Source organism: Pseudoalteromonas sp. Ld19 (genome assembly GCF_045064135.1).
Taxonomy (GTDB): Bacteria; Pseudomonadota; Gammaproteobacteria; order Enterobacterales; family Alteromonadaceae; genus Pseudoalteromonas; species Pseudoalteromonas aliena.
In genome coordinates, this window is record NZ_JBISHA010000017.1 from 62,830 (window position 1) to 80,639 (window position 17,810).

Here is a 17,810-nt window from a genome sequence, read left to right on the forward strand (position 1 = left end):
AACACCGAATTGAAGTAAAGAGCCCAATGCAGCAAAAGAGTAGAGCCTTCCTTAAATGGGCTGGCGGAAAATACAGTCTAGTTGATGATATTAACGCGCGATTAAAGCAAGCAACTAAGCATGCTGATACTTTGGTTGAACCTTTTGTTGGCGCGGGCTCAGTTTTTTTAAATAGCAATTTTAAACACTATATTCTTAATGATATTAATGCTGATTTAATCAACTTATATAAAGAACTGAGAGACTCTCCTGATGAGTTTATCAGTGATGCTAAAAAGCTATTTGTAGATTTAAATAATCACCCCGACGCTTACTATGAGTATCGTGTGCAGTTCAATCAAAGCCGCGATGTTTATGAGCGATCAATGCTGTTCTTATACATGAACCGTTTTGGTTATAATGGCCTTTGTCGATATAACTTAAAAGGTATTTTTAATGTACCTTTTGGAAAATATAAAAAGCCTTACTTCCCTGAAAAAGAAATGTACTTTTTTGCCGAAAAAGCGCAGCAAGCTACCTTTACGTGTTTAGGTTACGATGATGTGTTTAAACTGGTGCCCGAAAATGCCGTTATATATTGCGATCCACCCTATGTACCATTAAGCAAAACAGCGTCGTTTACATCTTATGCTAAAGGCGGTTTCAATTTAGATGATCAAGCTAATTTGGCTAATTTAGCTGAACAAGCTGCATTTGAAAATAATACCCCCGTACTTATTTCGAACCACGATACTGTCTGGACTCGCAAAATTTACAGTCAAGCATCTCTTGAGCAAATTCAAGTAAAGCGTACTATTAGTCCTAAAGGGGGATCTCGTAATAAAGTCAATGAGCTGATGGCTATGTATTTAGCACCAGAACGACCACGGCATAAATAGCGATAACAAATAGAATAAAGAAAATAATAGCGATTATTGCAATTGAAAATAGGGAGTGTTGTTTGAAATCTGTTTGGCGCTTATTTTCAGATTGAACACCAAAAAATGCTGCTAACACACTCTGTATAGCGCTAAAAAAATGCAGCATTATTTAAACAATGGTTTTAAAGATGAGGTGTTTTTAGAGTCTTCGTTGCTGGTAAGTAGTTCTAACAAATCAAGGTAATGAAACTGAGCACTTCGGCTATCACCGGTAACCCAAGAAAACCAAGATGAGTCATCTTCTATTTTGATACAAGCATTTACAGTTTTTTGATGCTGGCAGCTACCTACAGAGCTGAGTTCTTGCTCGTTATCTGAAGCAAAACTAAACGCCCCAATAAATAGTATTGCCGATGCAATTAATATCCCAATTTTAAAAGCCCGCATAATATAACCTAATAATTTGTTACTTTTTTAAGCATAACAAAAATTGATTAAATAACAAACTTAAATTTAACTGAATATAGGTAATAATTATATAAAATAATAACTTAACTTTTAAATAATTAACTTTAAAGCTACGACTATTTTGTTGTAGTAACTTGGGTAACATCACAAATTAAGTTACATTATGGAATAAATGATTCATTGATGGATTTACTATGTTTACTCCAGAACAAAAATACTTGATAGCCCCTTCAATTCTCTCTGCTGATTTTGCAAAACTAGGTGAAGACGTCGACAAAGTCTTGGCAGCCGGTGCCGATGTAGTGCACTTTGATGTAATGGATAATCATTATGTACCTAATCTAACTATTGGCCCTATGGTATGTAAAGCACTTAGAGATTACGGTATTGCAGCACCCATCGACGTACATTTAATGGTGAAACCAGTCGACAGCCTTATTCCCCAGTTTGCACAAGCGGGTGCTTCAATTATCACGTTTCATCCAGAGGCGAGTGAGCATGTTGATCGCACCATCCAGCTAATAAAAGATCATGGTTGTAAAGCGGGCTTAGTATTTAACCCTGCAACCAGCTTAAGTTATTTGGATCATGTTATTGATAAACTCGATGTCATTTTACTTATGTCGGTAAACCCAGGATTTGGCGGGCAAAGTTTTATACCTCACACGCTTGAAAAACTACGCCAAACCAAACAACGAATTGTTGAATCAGGTTGTGAAATTCGTTTAGAAGTGGATGGTGGCATTAAAGTGGATAATATTGCAGCTGCAGCAGCTGCGGGGGCGGATATGTTTGTTGCGGGTTCTGCTATTTTTAATCAACCAGATTACAAAGAAGTGATAGATCAAATGCGTGAGCAGCTCGGAAGTGTTAAATAATGAAGTACGATGTCGCTTTATTTGATTTAGATGGAACCTTGGTTGATAGCGTTTATGATTTATACATTGCCCTTAATCTTACCTTGAGTGAACTCGCTTTTCCTATTGTTAGTCAGCGCTTAGTTGAAAGCTGGGTAGGCAATGGTATTGAAGTACTAGTAAAACGCGCTTTAAGCGGTGATATACAAGTTAGCGAACATATAGATGAAGCACTTAGTAGCAAAGCAATAACGCAGTTTTATATGCACTATGAGCAGCAAGTTGGTGAATACAGCTTGCTGTACCAACATGTAGAAACAGGCCTTGCGGCACTTCGTGGTATGCCAAAAGCGTTAATTACAAATAAAGCCCGTATATTTACAGAAAAGCTACTTGATAAACTAGCGCTAACAAGCCACTTTGATGTGATTATTTGCGGTGATGATATGGCAAAAAAACCATCGCCGGAACCATTGCTTTTTGCTTGCAAAAAGCTAAATGTTGAACCCAATAAAGCCATAATGATAGGCGATTCAAAAAGCGATATACTCGCCGCTAAAGCCGCTAATATAGACGTAATTGCACTTAGTTACGGCTATAATCAAGGCGAAAATCTTGAGGATTATAATCCGCAGTACCTATGCGATAACTTCTTAGATATAATACCTGTTCTAACGCAGCGTTAAATATTATTCATTAAGCAAAATAAAGGAAAATCATGAGTAAACCAGTAGTTTTAAGCGGCATTCAGCCAACCGGTGGTATGACAATAGGCAACTATGTTGGCGCTATTAACCAGTGGCTAAAGTTACAGGAAGACCACGAAAGTTTCTTTATGTTAGTAGACTTACACGCTATTACGGTTCGCCAAGAGCCTGAATTACTGCGCTCTCGTGTGTTGGATGGTATTGCTCTATACGCGGCATGTGGCATTGATCCTGAAAAATCTGCGTTATTTGTACAGTCGCAAGTACCTGAGCACGCACAGTTAGCGTGGGTATTAAATTGTTACGCGCAGATGGGCGAGCTTAATCGAATGACTCAGTTTAAAGATAAGTCATCTAAGCATGCAAATAATGTAAACGTGGGCTTATTTTCATACCCAGTATTGCAAGCTGCGGATATTTTATTATACCAAGCTGACCAAGTACCTGTAGGGGATGATCAAAAGCAGCATTTAGAGCTGACTCGCGATATAGCAACACGCTTTAATAATTTATACGGTGACGTATTTAAATTACCAGAGCCGTACATTCCACAGTTTGGTGCACGCGTAATGAGCTTGCAAGATCCACTTAAAAAGATGTCTAAGTCTGACGAAAACCCAAATGGTTACATCATGTTATTAGATGAGCCTAAACAAATTGTGAAAAAGCTTAAAAAAGCAGTAACTGATTCAGATGAGCAAGCGCGCATTTACTTCGATCGCGCAGAAAAGCCAGGTGTGTCAAACTTGCTTACTTTATTGAGTGTTGCAACTAAGCGCTCAATTGAAGACTTAGTGCCTGAGTATGAAGATAAAATGTATGGCCACTTAAAGAAAGATACAGCTGATGCAGTTGTCAACATGATTGAGCCGATTCAAGCACGTTTTAAAGAGATCAGAGAAGATCAAAACCTACTTGATAGCATAATGAAATCAGGTGCTGAAAAAGCCAGTGTACACGCTGAGAAAACACTGAAGTCGGTATACGATGCGCTTGGTTTTATACCTCGCGGTTAAATTATATAAGTTTAAAAACAAAAAATGCCGCTTTATTAAGCGGCATTTTTTATATGATACGGATTAATAGAATTATATTTATATAGAAGCTTATTTGCCCGCCACTTTATAACTCTAGAGTACTCAACACCGACTTTCTTTATGGTAAGTAAAACCTCTATTTACTTAAGAGAGGTTTTAAGTAATGTCCTGTATGTGAACGCTCACATTCGGCTACTTCTTCTGGTGTACCTGCAATGAGTATTTCACCACCGCCAGCACCGCCTTCAGGTCCTAAATCGATAACCCAGTCTGCTGTTTTAATAACATCAAGATTGTGCTCAATAACCACAATTGTATTGCCGTGATCGCGCAAGCGATGAAGCACAACAAGCAGCTGTTCAATATCAGCAAAGTGTAAGCCTGTTGTTGGCTCGTCCAATATATAGAGTGTTTTACCGGTATCACGCTTTGATAGCTCGCGCGCTAATTTTACACGTTGCGCCTCACCACCAGAGAGAGTAGTAGCGGCTTGACCTAAACGGACATACGACAAACCAACGTCCATCAGCGTTTTAAGCTTACGGGCAATAGCCGGTATTTTATCAAAGTAATCATGGGCGTCTTCAACAGTCATCTCAAGCACTTGGTGTATGTTTTTACCTTTGTATTGTACTTCGAGTGTTTCGCGGTTATAGCGCTTACTCTTACATACGTCACACGGTACATATACATCAGGTAAAAAGTGCATTTCAACTTTAATTAAGCCGTCGCCTTGGCACGCTTCACAGCGTCCGCCTTTAACGTTAAAGCTAAAGCGGCCCACTTTGTAGCCACGTGAGCGCGCTTCTTGCGTACCTGCAAATAACTCGCGAATACCGGTAAATATACCAGTGTAGGTTGCCGGGTTTGAACGCGGAGTACGACCAATTGGGCTTTGATCTATATCGATTACTTTATCAAAATGATCCAAACCACTAATTGATTTATACGGTGCAGCTTCGGCAGTGGTTGCGCCATTTAGCTCTGTATGAGCAAGTTTAAATAAAGTGTCGTTTATTAGCGTTGATTTGCCCGAGCCTGATACACCGGTAACACAGGTCATTAAACCAAATGGAATTTTTAAATCCACACTTCTGAGGTTGTTCCCTGTAGCGCCAAATAGCTCTAGCCATTTTTCGTTCGTTGGGTGGCGTTCTTTTGGTATTTCTATTTTACGTACGCCTGATAAAAATTGGCCCGTAACAGACTCTTTGCTTGCTAAAATATCGTCGCGTGTACCTTGAGCAATAATATGCCCACCATGAACGCCCGCGCCTGGGCCAATATCAATAATATGGTCAGCGGCACGAATAGCATCTTCATCGTGCTCTACCACAATAACGGTGTTACCTAAGTCGCGCAAATGGACCAGTGTTTGTAATAAGCGGTCGTTATCGCGTTGGTGTAATCCAATAGATGGTTCATCTAGTACGTACATTACGCCTACAAGGCCAGCACCAATTTGGCTCGCTAAGCGGATACGCTGTGCTTCACCGCCCGATAGAGTGTCGGCGCTTCGCTCAAGTGATAAGTAATTTAGGCCAACATTAATTAAAAACGATAAACGGTCGCGAATTTCTTTTAATATTTTTTCAGCAATTTGGCCTTTTTGTCCGGTGAGTGTTAACCCTTCAAAAAAGCTCATGGCTTCACCAATACTCATGCACGTGATTGCAGGTAAGTTGGTTTGCCCAATAAATACATTTCGAGATTCTTCGCGTAAACGTGAACCATGACAGCCAGGGCACGCTTGGCTTGTTTGGTATTTAGCAAGTTCTTCGCGTACAGAGTTTGACTCGGTCTCGCGGTAGCGACGATTCATGTTGTTTAAAACGCCTTCAAACTCATGGTTACGCGTAATTAAATCGCCACGGTCGTTACGGTAATTAAACGCAATTTTAGTGCTACCAGAGCCATCTAAAATAATTTTTTTCGAGTCGCTGTCTAAATCTTGATAAGGCACATCTAAATCAAAACTATAATGATCCGCAACGGCTTGTAGCATTTGATAGTAATAAAAGCTGCGTTTATCCCAGCCTTTAATTGCACCGCCAGCAAGGCTGAGCTCAGGATTGTGCACTACACGATTAGGATCAAAATATTGGCGTACACCTAAACCATCACAGGTTTGGCACGCACCAGCAGGGTTGTTAAACGAAAACAAACGCGGTTCTAGTTCAGTCATTGCATAGCCACAAGTAGGGCAGGCAAAATTTGCTGAAAATAGAATTTCTTCAGCGCTGCTATCATCCATATATGCTACATGTGCAACGCCATTAGACATTTCAAGTGCGGTTTCGAACGATTCTGCTAGGCGTTGTTGTAAGCCATCTTTTACTTTAAAACGGTCTACAACCACTTCAATGGTATGTTTTTTATGAAGCTCAAGGGTTGGTGGATCAGATAAGTCACATACTTCACCATCTATACGGGCGCGAATGTAACCTTGGCTTGATAGCTGTTCTAATAACTTAACATGCTCACCTTTACGCTCTTTTACTATAGGCGCAAGCAGCATTAATTTACTGCCTTCAGGCAGTGCCAAAACGCTATCGACCATTTGGCTCACTGTTTGCGCAGCAAGTGGTAAATCATGCGTAGGACATCGTGGTTCGCCAACGCGGGCAAACATGAGTCGTAAATAATCGTAAATTTCGGTAATAGTACCCACGGTTGAGCGTGGATTATGAGACGTTGATTTTTGCTCAATAGAAATGGCAGGAGAGAGGCCTTCGATGTGATCGACATCAGGCTTTTCCATAAGCGATAAAAATTGCCTTGCATACGCAGAGAGTGATTCAACATACCGGCGTTGCCCTTCTGCATAAAGTGTATCAAATGCAAGTGATGACTTCCCCGAACCAGATAGGCCAGTAATAACTATTAATTTATCACGTGGGATGGTTAGGCTGATGTCTTTTAAATTGTGCGTGCGGGCGCCTCGGACTTCAATGTTTTCCATGCTATCTCGTTTATTACCAAAATTATTTACTCAGTATCGCATAATACGAAGCAATATTAATCCTTGATCAATGAAAAAATCCTTACTTATAGGCGATTAATTATTGCCAAGCTTATGGTAGAATCCCCACCTCAATTTTTCATAGAGTAAGATCACGTAAATAATGACCGCATCTTCACTTAATTCACGAGAAAAACGCGCCGCTGTATCATTAGCGAGTGTGTTTGCATTTAGAATGCTCGGCTTGTTTATGCTGATGCCTGTATTGGCTATTTATGGACAATCGCTTGAAGGTTTTTCGCCTATTTGGATTGGTTTTGCTATAGGTGCGTATGGTTTAACGCAAGCCGTATTACAAATACCTATGGGCCGATTATCCGATAAAATTGGTCGTAAAAAGGTTATTGTAGGTGGCTTAATTGTATTTGCTATTGGATCGGTAGTGGCTGCATTAGCAGATTCTATTCAAATGGTTACGATAGGCCGCGCTTTACAAGGTATGGGCGCAATAGCCAGTGCGCTACTCGCGTTTGCTTCAGATTTAAGCCGCGATGAGCAACGACCAAAAGTAATGGCTGTCATTGGTATGAGCATAGGAATGAGCTTTGCGTTTGCTATGTTATTGGGGCCAATTGTTGCAGCTTCGTGGGGCATTGCCGGCGTATTTTGGCTGACTGCTATTTTAGCTGTTTTTGGTATATTTATTGTTACTATGCTAGTGCCAAATGCGGTAAATAAAGCCCCCAAAGGCGATACGTTAGCAAGCTTTAGTGATATTAAAAAACTAATTAAACACCCTCAGTTAGCGCGATTAAATGCAGGTGTGCTGCTATTGCATTTAACCCTAACCACAATCTTTGTGGTATTGCCGAGTCAACTCATTAAAGATGGCTTGGTTGCCGATCATCACTGGTATTTATATATTCCAGTGTTGTTTTTAGCTTTTTTATTAATGGTCCCAATAATGATAGTGGCTATTAAAAAAGAGAAAGAAAAACAAGCATTTATTGGCTCAGTAGCCTTGTTAACTATAAGTATGTTAGCAATGTCGGTGTGGGTAAATAGCGTAGTAGGTATTGCTGTATGTATGCTACTTTATTTTGTAGCATTTAACTTTTTAGAAGCCACAATGCCTGCACTTGTATCGCGTATTGCACCTGCAAGCCAAAAAGGTTCAGCAATGGGGGGCTACTCATCTAGTCAGTTTTTAGGCGCCTTCTTAGGTGGTATGTTAGGCGGCTATGTAGCACAAACTACAACGACGCAAGCTGTGTTTGCGGCAGCGGCACTTGTTGGGTTAATATGGCTTATTATTGCGTGGAAAATGCAAGTCCCACCCAAAAGTAAAGTTATTAGTTTAATGACCAAATTAGATTCTGAAGAGCATGCTCAAACACTTGCTTCTCAGTTAGTTGCTTTACCAGGCGTAATAGAAGCAACTGTGGTTCGCGATGAAAGTCGCAGCTATTTAAAGATTAATGATAAAGAATTTGACCTAGACCAAGCACGTAAAGTCGCTGGTTTAATCTAACATTTATAGGAGATGGTTCCATGGCACGCGGTGTGAACAAAGTAATTTTGGTTGGTAATTTAGGGCAAGATCCTGAAGTTCGTTATATGCCTAACGGCAACGGTGTAGCAAATATTACCTTAGCAACTTCAGATAGCTATAAAGATAAAAACACTGGCCAAATGGTTGATAAAACTGAGTGGCACCGTGTTGTATTTTTTGGCAAGTTAGCTGAAATTGTTGGTGAATATTGTCGTAAAGGTTCACAAATTTATGTTGAAGGTAAACTTCAAACTCGTAAGTGGACCGATCAACAAGGCCAAGAAAAATACACTACAGAAATAGTTGTAGATGGCTTTACTGGTCAAATGCAAATGTTAGGCGCACGTGGTGGCGATCAGCAAAGTGGTGGTTACCAAGGTAATCAATCACAAGGTGGTGGTTACCAAGGTAATCAAGCGCAAGGTGGTCAACAAAGCGGTGGTTACGGTCAAAATAATCAAGGCCAAAATAACCAGCAACAAGGTGGTTATGCTCCACAACAGCAAACAGCACCAGCAGCGCAACCTCAGTCAGCGCCAGCACCACAACAAAATAATCAATACCAACAACCGCAAGGCGGCTTTGCACCACAACAAAATAGTGCACCGCAGCAACAAGGTGGTTTCGCTCCTAAACCACAAAATGCCCCACAAGGTGGTGCATCAAACCCAATGGAACCAACCATTGATTTTGACGACGATATCCCATTCTGACCTAAGACAAAATGTTGAAAAAGTATTTTAAAGCCGCTTAATAGCGGCTTTTTTGTTTTTTTGAAAATTTAAACTTACTGTGCTGCCTTGTGTTAATAGAAATTTTGAACAACACTTCAACTATTACATTCACGAGTGAGCAAGCTATGCAACAGGTAAGGCTGTGGTTCTTAAATCAATTCAAGGCGATTTATTTACTCTTTCTTGTACTGTCACTCATTGCGCTAAACTTGACCTTAAATAATGCATTGCATGATAAGGCTCACCGCTTAGGGCAGCAGTTTGTTAAGCAAATTTACGAACTACAAATAGACCCCACTATTGATTCCCAGATCGTTACAGCACTCGCTCAAAGTCGCGGTTTTATGCTCAAACTCGACCCATCTTCTACTAGCTTAATACAGCCAGAGCGTGATGTTTTTTCCTATAAAACTCTCAATATAAGCTTATACCATTACCCGAGTTGGATTGTTGAAAGTTATCTATTTATATTGCTAAACCTTATTATTTTAGGGACTGCTCGTTGGTTTTATAAATGGCGAGATACTTTAAAGCCGTCACAGTTAAATTCACTTCAATATCTAATAGCTAAACCAGGTAAGGCTGATGCAAAAAAAATAAAAAGTTTAATAAAACCATTAAAAAGCAGAGAGTTGAAAACTTTAGATAAGGAGGTTGTAACATGTCACAGTTTATATGTACTTATAAAATGTGATTGCAGATTTGATAAACATACTGATCAAGAAGCTAGTTTTAAAATTTTAATCATTAAAAGCTTTCCTGAGTTGCGGGAGTCATCTTTCAAACTATTGGATAATGGAAGCTTTGCTATAACATTATTCAATGTGCCCATTATAGAGTTAGATCGGTATATAGATCGTTTACATCAACGTATTTTTTTATTATGCCAACAACATCAAAAAACGATTGTAAGAAAAAACATTAAAGTAGGCGCATGTGATTATTGTTTTGGGGATGATCAAACAAATGTTTATCAGTTAGCGAAATCGGCGCTTACGCTTTCCCAGTTTAGCCTATTGCAGCATTGCCATCGATTATCCTTAAGCGATAACCAAGAAAAAGGCATAACAAGCAAACAAATCATTAAAAATATTAAAACAAATAAGTTTGTATTTTCTTTCCAACCTTTGTTTGATCTTACTGATGGTGACATTCTTCAGCATGAGGCAATTATTAAAGTTAGGCATAATACGCATGGCTTACTCGATGCTAAGCCATATATAACGCAGGTTAAAACGGCTAAAGACGCATTAATGATAGATAAAAGCATTTTGACAAAAATTTTGAAATTAGTAGTTACAGAAAACTCACCCTTGACGGTTAGTATTAATTTACACCCTGAAAATTGGCTCAGTACTCAGTTTTGGGGTTGGTTATCTGTATGTGTTGATGATTTAAAGTTAAGTAGTAAGTTACAATTTGAAATAAGTGATGACTATTTCTTTGCTCATAAAGCGGCAGTGATTAATTCATTTAGAGTCATTAAAAAAGATAGCGCTCATATTATCCTTGATAATGTTAATAGCAGTAAAAATATCCCGATGCTTATTAATTACAAAGAAGTCTGTGGATTAAAGCTCTCGTATCAATTAGTCCACCTAATTAATGAGAAAACTCAGCACCAAAAACAAATAAAAAGAATAATAAATGCAGGGAAATTATTAAATTTACCTGTATATGCCGTCGGTGTAGAAACTCAAAAAGAATTACTTACACTGACTAAGCTTGGTGTGGCCGCAGCACAAGGCTTTTATTTTTCTAGGCCTTTACAAGAATTGACTGAAGCCGTATTTCATTAAATAACCTGAGCTCTGGTTAAGATATTTACTAACGTATTGAATCATGGTGATATTTAAATTTATTTTCTCTAATACCAATCTGCATAAATCTTTGATCAATTTAACGAATTAAATTGCACTCTAACGTCGTTAAAAATTTTTTATTTAGAACAACTAGATACAAAAATTTTTGCCTAGTTCTAGCGTAATTTTCTTAACGTTAAATAGACCCCATATATAAGTAGATTGGTATAACCAAAGAATTTCAGTGAAAACAAGGCGAATTTATGCGTCACTAGGGGCCTATTGCAAGTAAATTCAACGCAGTTAGCGCTGAAAGTAGCTGCTCGAGAGAGATTTATTATCCAGCGTTCAGGCTAAATCAGCCCTCGGTATTTTAGGCCGTTCAATCCTTGCAATCCACCGGTGTGTATTGCAATTATTTTACTGCCAGTCGGGAAGTAATCCTGCTCAATAAGCTGCCACAAGGCATGCATCATTTTTCCACTGTAAATTGGCTCTAAAGGTAAGTTGTGAGTGTTATTCATATATTGACAGAATTGCCAGAGTTCAGGGGTAAACTTACCATAACCTCCACCATGAAAATCAGTCACTAATTGCCAATTAGTTTGAGTCTTAGCTTTATTGCTTAGTTTACATATTTCACTTTTCAAGTATTCAGCCTGCTTAAGCACAGCTATACCAATAACTTGAGTTGTTAATTCACTGCCTTCAATGAGTCCTGCGAGTGTTCCGCCACTTCCCGTAGGGCAAACTAAATAGTCATGTTGAGGCAAGCTTTGCGCTAACTCAATGCAACCTTGTATGGCAAACTCATTTGTTCCTCCTTCAGGAATGATGTATGCATTTGGGAAGCGAGCTTGAATTTCTTTAAGGTACTCAGGGTTATTACGTTGCCGATATTCAAGTCTATTAACTACGTGTAAATTCATCCCGGATTGCTGTGCAAATTGAATTGTGGGGTTATTGTTATCGAGTTCAGGACCTCTAACAATAACATGGGTGACTAAATTAAATTCTTTTCCTGCAGCAGCACAAGCATGAAGATGATTTGAAAAAGCACCTCCAAAAGTAAGTAATTCTGTTTTGCTTAGCTCTTGCATACGGGCTAAGTTATATTTTAACTTACGCCACTTATTGCCACTTATTTGTGGGTGAAGTAAATCGTCACGTTTTATACCTAAATAAATATCCCTCTCTTTTAGAAACGTCGTATTTATTTGTTGAATAGCATTATTTTCATTTATTTTTAACTGCGGAAAATTCATATTTTTTATCTGGGCATGTTTTTGAACAAGAATAAGTAACCTAAACTTCTAGCATATTGAACCATAATGATATTTAAATTTATTTTCTCTAGTCAGAGATTTTCAACGCAGTTTGCGCTGAAAATAACAGTTTGAGATAGATTTAATATCCAGAGTTCAGATTAAGTATACAGTTGCTATCGCTACTTGCACAAATGAAGCTTTTGTCATGCCTATTCAATCGAGTGCAAAATTGTAAAGAATAAACATTACTAAAGATTCTTTTTAAAGATAATTACCCCTTGTTACGCAATTTTACTTGGGTTAATAAGTTACAAACTCGAACTCGATCCCAGCACTATTTTACGATTTGTCTGCTTTAGGAGAAATGATCGGGTTATTTACTGGCGTGGAGCACGGGAATAGTTGTAAACTAAGATAATAATTGAACAAAGCTTGTGTTTTGCGCCGCAAGTACATAGCATAAGACTTTAATTATAAAAAAAATAACGACCAAATAATTGCCGCTTTTTGGGACTAGAATATATGCGAATTGCTTCTTTATCTCTGCTAATTTCAGCTAGCTTATTAGCTAGTAGTGCATTTGCACAAGATACAGCCACTGTGACTGGAATTGAGTCTGAGATTAGTATTAAACAAACTGAATACGATAGCTCGACAAGAATACTTGATAAACACTTAAAAGAAGAAAATCAGTTACAAAGTCAACTTGAATTACTTCGTTCACGCTCTACAGAGTTAGATAAAGAAAAAAACCAAGCTCTTGATGCGATGAATGAAATGTATCGCCGATTAATCGACGACCCGACACTTGATATTAGTGTGGCTCAATCGCGCTATCAAAAAGCGGTGGTCGATCATAAGCAAAATAAGAACGATATTTCTATGCAGTTGGCGGCAATTGCATCCCACCGTAAAGATATTGAACAAATTCGTGTTGCCAAGCATACACTTTTAAACACATTAGAGAGTTTAAAAGAGCAATTAACCACTGCGCGTGTTGAACGATTACGTAATGAGTTTACGCGTGAGGGTACATTAGAAGTAGATCACACTATAAATTGTAAGCGTACAGAAACGCTTGCAGCGTGTGAGCAGCGTGGCCAGCAAATGGGATTACAAAAAGCAACTAAGCGGTTTGTCGATCAAATATTTGTTAATTTAACCGAAGAGCGTTTAGTTGAGCCAAAGCGAAATATGGCGGGCGCTCAGGTGCAAATTTTAAGTAGCCATGTAGTAAGTAGTGCTTTTAGTGGACAAGGCAATTATAACGTTAATTTAAGTGTCACGATGCGCGGCGAAGTTAACAGCAGCCGTTTATGTAATTTACTAAGTATAGATAATCGCTATTGTTCTGAATACGGTACTCCGATGGCGACAACATATCAGCCAAGCTACCGCAGCAACACTTATTCAGATAGTCAGTTAACATTCAGTAATGACGCTGATAATAGTGCAGCCTCATCATCTGATTACGCTATAAAGTCGCCAACAACAAATAACAATATTAGTGCTAGGCAAGATGAAAACCAGTCAATTGAATTAACACTGCGTTCAAACGTATACGATGATGAAGTGTTTATTGATGGCGTTAGCTTTGGATCAACGCGCTTAGTGACTCGTTTACCAAGCGGTATTCACAATGTAGAAGTGCGTAAACTAGGTTATAAACCTTACCAAGTTAGAATTGACTTGAATAAAGCACAAACTATTCATGCTAATTTAGTAAAAAAGTCTAAGTCGATTGCTGCACCGACATATACTCGTGAGCAACCAGAAGTCATTACTAGTCAAGTAAATGAAAATGTAAAAATATTAAATACAATCGTTGATGAGCCTGTTGTCATTATTCCTGCGGGAAAGTTTAAAATGGGCGATATTAACGGCAGTGGCTTAGCAAACGAACGCCCTGTTGTTGAAAAAACGATTGCAAATTCTTTTGCAATGCAAAGTAAAGAAGTAACCGTTGGCGCTTATGAGAAGTTTGTTTTAAACAGCGGCTATAAAACGCAAGCAGAGCAGGGCAAGGGGTGTGCGTACTATTTAAATGGTGAGCCGGTATGGGAAACTAATTTAAATTGGCGTAACCCAGGTTTTGATCAAGGTAATGATTTTCCAGTTGTATGTTTAACGTATAACGATGCAAAAGCCTACGCAGAATGGCTGTCGGGTCAAACAGGGCAACAATTTCGCTTACCGAATGAGGTTGAGTGGGAATATGCCGCACGATCAGGTACTGACACTGAGTACCCTTGGGGTAACGACATAGATAAAAACTTAGCTAACTGTGGTTGGTGTGGTAGTGAATGGTCAAATAAGCGTGCAGCACCTGTGGGCTCTTTTTCTCCCAATGCGTTTGGTTTATACGATACAGTTGGTAATGTGTGGGAATGGACTGACAAAGAGTCAGGAGAATCTGATGTTGCAGTTAGAGGTGGGGCGTGGAATTTTGCTCCAAGTCTTGCTCGAGCGTCAACGCGCTTAATTTTGACCCCTGATTTTAGAGCAAATTACATTGGTTTTCGCTTAATGCGAGAACGATAATTTATAAAAGGAAGCCTCTATTTTTAGTTTGAATTTTAAAACCTAAAAATTAGAGTGCCGTTAATACAAAATATTTCAAAGGTCATCCAGCCTCATGTTTAAAAAACTCCGTGGTATTTTTTCTAACGATCTATCGATCGACTTGGGTACAGCCAATACCCTGATTTACGTTAAAGAAGAAGGTATTGTACTAAACGAACCTTCAGTAGTTGCGATTCGCCAAGAGCGTGCTGGTGGGCCTAAAAGTGTTGCATCTGTAGGCACAGAAGCAAAGCAAATGTTAGGCCGAACGCCTGGTAATATTAAAGCCATTCGCCCGATGAAAGACGGTGTTATTGCTGACTTTTATGTAACAGAAAAAATGTTACAGCACTTCATTAAGCAAGTGCATAATAATAACTTTATGCGACCTAGCCCACGTGTATTAATTTGTGTACCGTGTGGCGCTACTCAAGTTGAAAAACGCGCAATACGTGAATCTGCAATGGGCGCGGGTGCACGCGAAGTTTACTTAATTGAAGAGCCAATGGCAGCAGCTATTGGCGCAGGCCTACCAGTATCAGAAGCAACCGGTTCTATGGTTGTTGATATTGGCGGTGGTACAACTGAAGTGGCTATTATTTCACTCAATGGTGTTGTTTACTCATCATCTGTTCGCATTGGTGGAGACAAATTTGATGAAGCAATTATTAATTATGTACGCCGTAACTTTGGCAGCTTAATTGGTGAAGCGACAGCAGAAAATATTAAACACCAAATCGGTTCTGCGTTTAAAACAGATGAGCCAATTGAAATTGAAGTACGCGGTCGTAACCTTGCTGAAGGTGTGCCGCGTTCATTTACACTTAACTCACACGAAATATTAGAAGCATTACAAGAGCCATTAATGGGTATTGTAAGTGCTGTTATGGTAGCTCTTGAGCAATCTCCGCCAGAGCTCGCATCAGATATTTCTGCACACGGCATGGTTTTAACTGGCGGTGGTGCATTACTAAAAGATTTAGACCGTTTATTAATGGAAGAAACAGGTATTCCGGTTGTAGTTGCTGATGATCCTCTAACGTGTGTAGCACGTGGTGGTGGTAAAGCACTTGAAATGATTGATGTTCATGGTGGTGACGTTTTTAGTTACGATTAATGAAATCAATGTTTGAAAGAACCGCGTCTTTACAACTGCGACTTTTTGTCGCAGTGTTTTTGAGTATCGTACTCATAGCAGGTGATAGGTATACACAAGGCAGTACGATTATTCGTACCAGCCTAAATACGCTTGTAAGCCCATTAATCTATGTTGCTAACTTACCTTATGAATTATTTAGTCTAAGCGCTAAAAGTTTACATACGCGCGATCAACTGCTTACTGAAAATGAAGCACTGAAGAAAAAGCAAATGTTACAAAGTGAGCAGCTTCAGCAGTATCAGTACCTAGCCAGAGAAAATCAAAAATTACGTGCATTATTAGGCTCATCAGCAAAGCAATCTAACCGAAAAATAATTGCCCAAGTACTTTCTGTCCATTCAAACCCATATAGTCATCAAGTCGTTATAAATCGTGGCACAACAGATGGACTCAGTGAAGGTCAAGCTGTCATTGATGAAATGGGCGTTGTAGGCCAGCTAACAAAAGTGGGCTCAACCACATCACGTGTATTGTTAATGACAGATACGACTCATGCTACACCAGTGCGTATTTTACGTAATGACGTGCGTACCGTGGTCGAAGGGATCGGAAAAATTAACGTGGTTAAGCTGTCGCATGTACCACATAGTTTAGACGTACGTATTGGCGATATATTAGTAACTTCAGGCCTAGGTGCAACGTTTCCCGAAGGTTATCCTGTTGCAGTAATCACCGAAATTAATCGTGATGAAGGGCGTCCGTTTGCACAAGTTTATGCCGAGCCAATTGCACAATTAGATCGTGTCCGTTTATTAGTTATTTTGTGGCGAAACGAACAGGAGCGCTTAAATAATGATTAGCCGTTATTCATTATTAATTGCACTAAGCATATTTTTTGCTTTGATAATGGCGCTCATGCCGTTGCCATTTTCGTTCGAACCATTTCGCCCTGATTGGGTATTACTGGTATTAATGTACTGGTCTCTTGCAGCGCCACATCGTTTAAATATTGGTACGGCATGGGTGGTTGGTCTATTAATTGACTTAGCATCTGGCTCGCCGCTTGGCGTTAACTCGTTAACCTATTCAATCTGTATTTTTGTAACGGCTAGTAATTTTCAAAAAATCCGCAATTTTTCTTTGTGGCAACAAAGCTTATTAATTGGTTTATTTTTAACGCTTTATCATCTAATGCAGTTTTGGTTAAATCACTTTTTACTGGGTGTTTACTTTAATCCACAATATTTATGGCCAGTTTTAACCGGCATGTTAAGTTGGTTTTGGGTCTTTTTATTGCTTCGTAAATATCGCAGACATTTTAGGATTAGGTAAATGACTACCGCAGTATATTTGGCATCAGCCTCTCCCCGTCGTAAAGAATTACTAGCTCAGCTAGGTATTGAGTTTTCGCAGTTTAGTGTTGACGCAGACGAAAGCCAGTTGCCTAATGAGCAACCACAGAAGTATGTAGAGCGCTTAGCGCGTTTAAAAGCAAAAACAGGTGTTGAGCTTGGCTATATTGACCGTCCAGTGCTAGGCAGTGATACGGTTGTTGTGATTGATAACGAGTCTTTATGTAAGCCTCGGGACGAAGCTGACTTTACACAAACGTTAAAGCGCTTGTCGGGTAAAACACATCAAGTGTTAACGGCAGTTGCTTTTGCTACACAAGAAAAAATATTGAGTTGTGTTGTAACAACAGACGTTACTTTTAAAGACCTCACCGATGAAGAAATAAAAGCTTATTGGCTAAGTGGCGAGCCACAAGACAAAGCCGGTGGTTATGGTATACAGGGTTTAGGCGGTCGCTTTGTTACCCATATTTCGGGTAGCTATTTTTGTGTAGTAGGCTTACCTTTATATGAGACCGAACAATTATTACAAGCATTCTTAAGAAGGTAA

Annotated in this window: 16 protein-coding genes; 12 read left to right on the forward strand and 4 right to left on the reverse strand. The window is 39.2% G+C overall.

Going from position 1 to position 17,810, the window contains the following annotated elements; all coding sequences use genetic code 11:
* The first annotated feature begins 26 nt into the window (after positions 1–26).
* Complete coding sequence (locus ACJJVZ_RS05310) at positions 27–878, forward strand: Dam family site-specific DNA-(adenine-N6)-methyltransferase (RefSeq protein ID WP_077536190.1); 852 nt, start codon at positions 27–29, stop codon at positions 876–878.
* On the opposite strand, the gene ACJJVZ_RS05315 is transcribed toward ACJJVZ_RS05310, so the two are convergent.
* Together ACJJVZ_RS05315 and ACJJVZ_RS05320 are read right to left on the reverse strand one after the other, a co-directional pair.
* Positions 841–1,026, reverse strand: coding sequence for a DUF2970 domain-containing protein (locus ACJJVZ_RS05315; RefSeq protein WP_182701811.1), 186 nt, complete (start codon positions 1,024–1,026; stop codon positions 841–843). The genes ACJJVZ_RS05310 and ACJJVZ_RS05315 overlap by 38 nt on opposite strands.
* Entirely contained in the window at positions 1,026–1,307 is a 282-nt protein-coding gene (locus tag ACJJVZ_RS05320; RefSeq protein WP_405598721.1) for a hypothetical protein, read from the reverse strand. Before ACJJVZ_RS05320 ends, ACJJVZ_RS05315 begins: the two co-directional genes overlap by 1 nt.
* 215 nt (positions 1,308–1,522) lie before the next feature.
* Here ACJJVZ_RS05320 and rpe point away from each other — a divergent pair, with 215 nt between their 5' ends.
* The 3 genes from rpe to trpS are packed head-to-tail and all read left to right on the forward strand — an operon-like array spanning position 1,523 to position 3,908.
* Positions 1,523–2,206 carry a ribulose-phosphate 3-epimerase gene (gene rpe / locus ACJJVZ_RS05325; RefSeq protein WP_405598723.1) on the forward strand — a complete coding sequence of 228 codons (684 nt, stop codon included), beginning with the start codon at positions 1,523–1,525 and terminating at the stop codon, positions 2,204–2,206.
* Positions 2,206–2,871, forward strand: coding sequence for a phosphoglycolate phosphatase (locus ACJJVZ_RS05330; protein WP_405598726.1), 666 nt, complete (start codon positions 2,206–2,208; stop codon positions 2,869–2,871). Before rpe ends, ACJJVZ_RS05330 begins: the two co-directional genes overlap by 1 nt.
* Before the next feature lie 32 nt (positions 2,872–2,903).
* Positions 2,904–3,908 (forward strand): tryptophan--tRNA ligase, encoded by a 1,005-nt coding sequence (gene trpS / locus ACJJVZ_RS05335; protein WP_193156184.1) that lies wholly within the window; start codon positions 2,904–2,906, stop codon positions 3,906–3,908.
* A gap of 157 nt (positions 3,909–4,065) precedes the next feature.
* On the opposite strand, the gene uvrA is transcribed toward trpS, so the two are convergent.
* Complete coding sequence (uvrA, locus tag ACJJVZ_RS05340; protein WP_405598729.1) at positions 4,066–6,891, reverse strand: excinuclease ABC subunit UvrA; 2,826 nt, start codon at positions 6,889–6,891, stop codon at positions 4,066–4,068.
* Positions 6,892–7,054: 163 nt separating this feature from the next.
* Between uvrA and ACJJVZ_RS05345 the strand changes: the two genes are divergently transcribed.
* From ACJJVZ_RS05345 to ACJJVZ_RS05355, 3 genes are all read left to right on the forward strand, one after another.
* Positions 7,055–8,422, forward strand: a complete 1,368-nt coding sequence (locus tag ACJJVZ_RS05345) for an MFS transporter (protein ID WP_405598731.1) — start codon at positions 7,055–7,057, stop codon at positions 8,420–8,422.
* A gap of 20 nt (positions 8,423–8,442) precedes the next feature.
* Positions 8,443–9,156, forward strand: coding sequence for a single-stranded DNA-binding protein (gene ssb, locus ACJJVZ_RS05350; protein WP_405598734.1), 714 nt, complete (start codon positions 8,443–8,445; stop codon positions 9,154–9,156).
* Between the two features lie 230 nt (positions 9,157–9,386).
* Positions 9,387–10,976 carry an EAL domain-containing protein gene (locus ACJJVZ_RS05355; RefSeq protein ID WP_405621610.1) on the forward strand — a complete coding sequence of 530 codons (1,590 nt, stop codon included), beginning with the start codon at positions 9,387–9,389 and terminating at the stop codon, positions 10,974–10,976.
* Between the two features lie 356 nt (positions 10,977–11,332).
* On the opposite strand, the gene ACJJVZ_RS05360 is transcribed toward ACJJVZ_RS05355, so the two are convergent.
* Entirely contained in the window at positions 11,333–12,244 is a 912-nt protein-coding gene (locus ACJJVZ_RS05360; RefSeq protein WP_405598739.1) for a 1-aminocyclopropane-1-carboxylate deaminase/D-cysteine desulfhydrase, read from the reverse strand.
* A gap of 525 nt (positions 12,245–12,769) precedes the next feature.
* Here ACJJVZ_RS05360 and ACJJVZ_RS05365 point away from each other — a divergent pair.
* From ACJJVZ_RS05365 to ACJJVZ_RS05385, 5 genes are all read left to right on the forward strand, one after another.
* Positions 12,770–14,788 (forward strand): SUMF1/EgtB/PvdO family nonheme iron enzyme, encoded by a 2,019-nt coding sequence (locus ACJJVZ_RS05365; protein ID WP_405598742.1) that lies wholly within the window; start codon positions 12,770–12,772, stop codon positions 14,786–14,788.
* Positions 14,789–14,882: 94 nt separating this feature from the next.
* Complete coding sequence (locus tag ACJJVZ_RS05370; RefSeq protein WP_002958401.1) at positions 14,883–15,926, forward strand: rod shape-determining protein; 1,044 nt, start codon at positions 14,883–14,885, stop codon at positions 15,924–15,926.
* A complete protein-coding gene (mreC, locus tag ACJJVZ_RS05375) occupies positions 15,926–16,768 on the forward strand; it encodes a rod shape-determining protein MreC (RefSeq protein ID WP_171037454.1) in 843 nt (280 codons plus the stop codon). The genes ACJJVZ_RS05370 and mreC overlap by 1 nt, the downstream gene beginning before the upstream one ends.
* Positions 16,761–17,240 carry a rod shape-determining protein MreD gene (gene mreD, locus ACJJVZ_RS05380; RefSeq protein ID WP_077536168.1) on the forward strand — a complete coding sequence of 160 codons (480 nt, stop codon included), beginning with the start codon at positions 16,761–16,763 and terminating at the stop codon, positions 17,238–17,240. Before mreC ends, mreD begins: the two co-directional genes overlap by 8 nt.
* On the forward strand, positions 17,241–17,810 hold the full coding sequence (locus ACJJVZ_RS05385) for a Maf family protein (protein ID WP_405598748.1): 570 nt from the start codon (positions 17,241–17,243) through the stop codon (positions 17,808–17,810).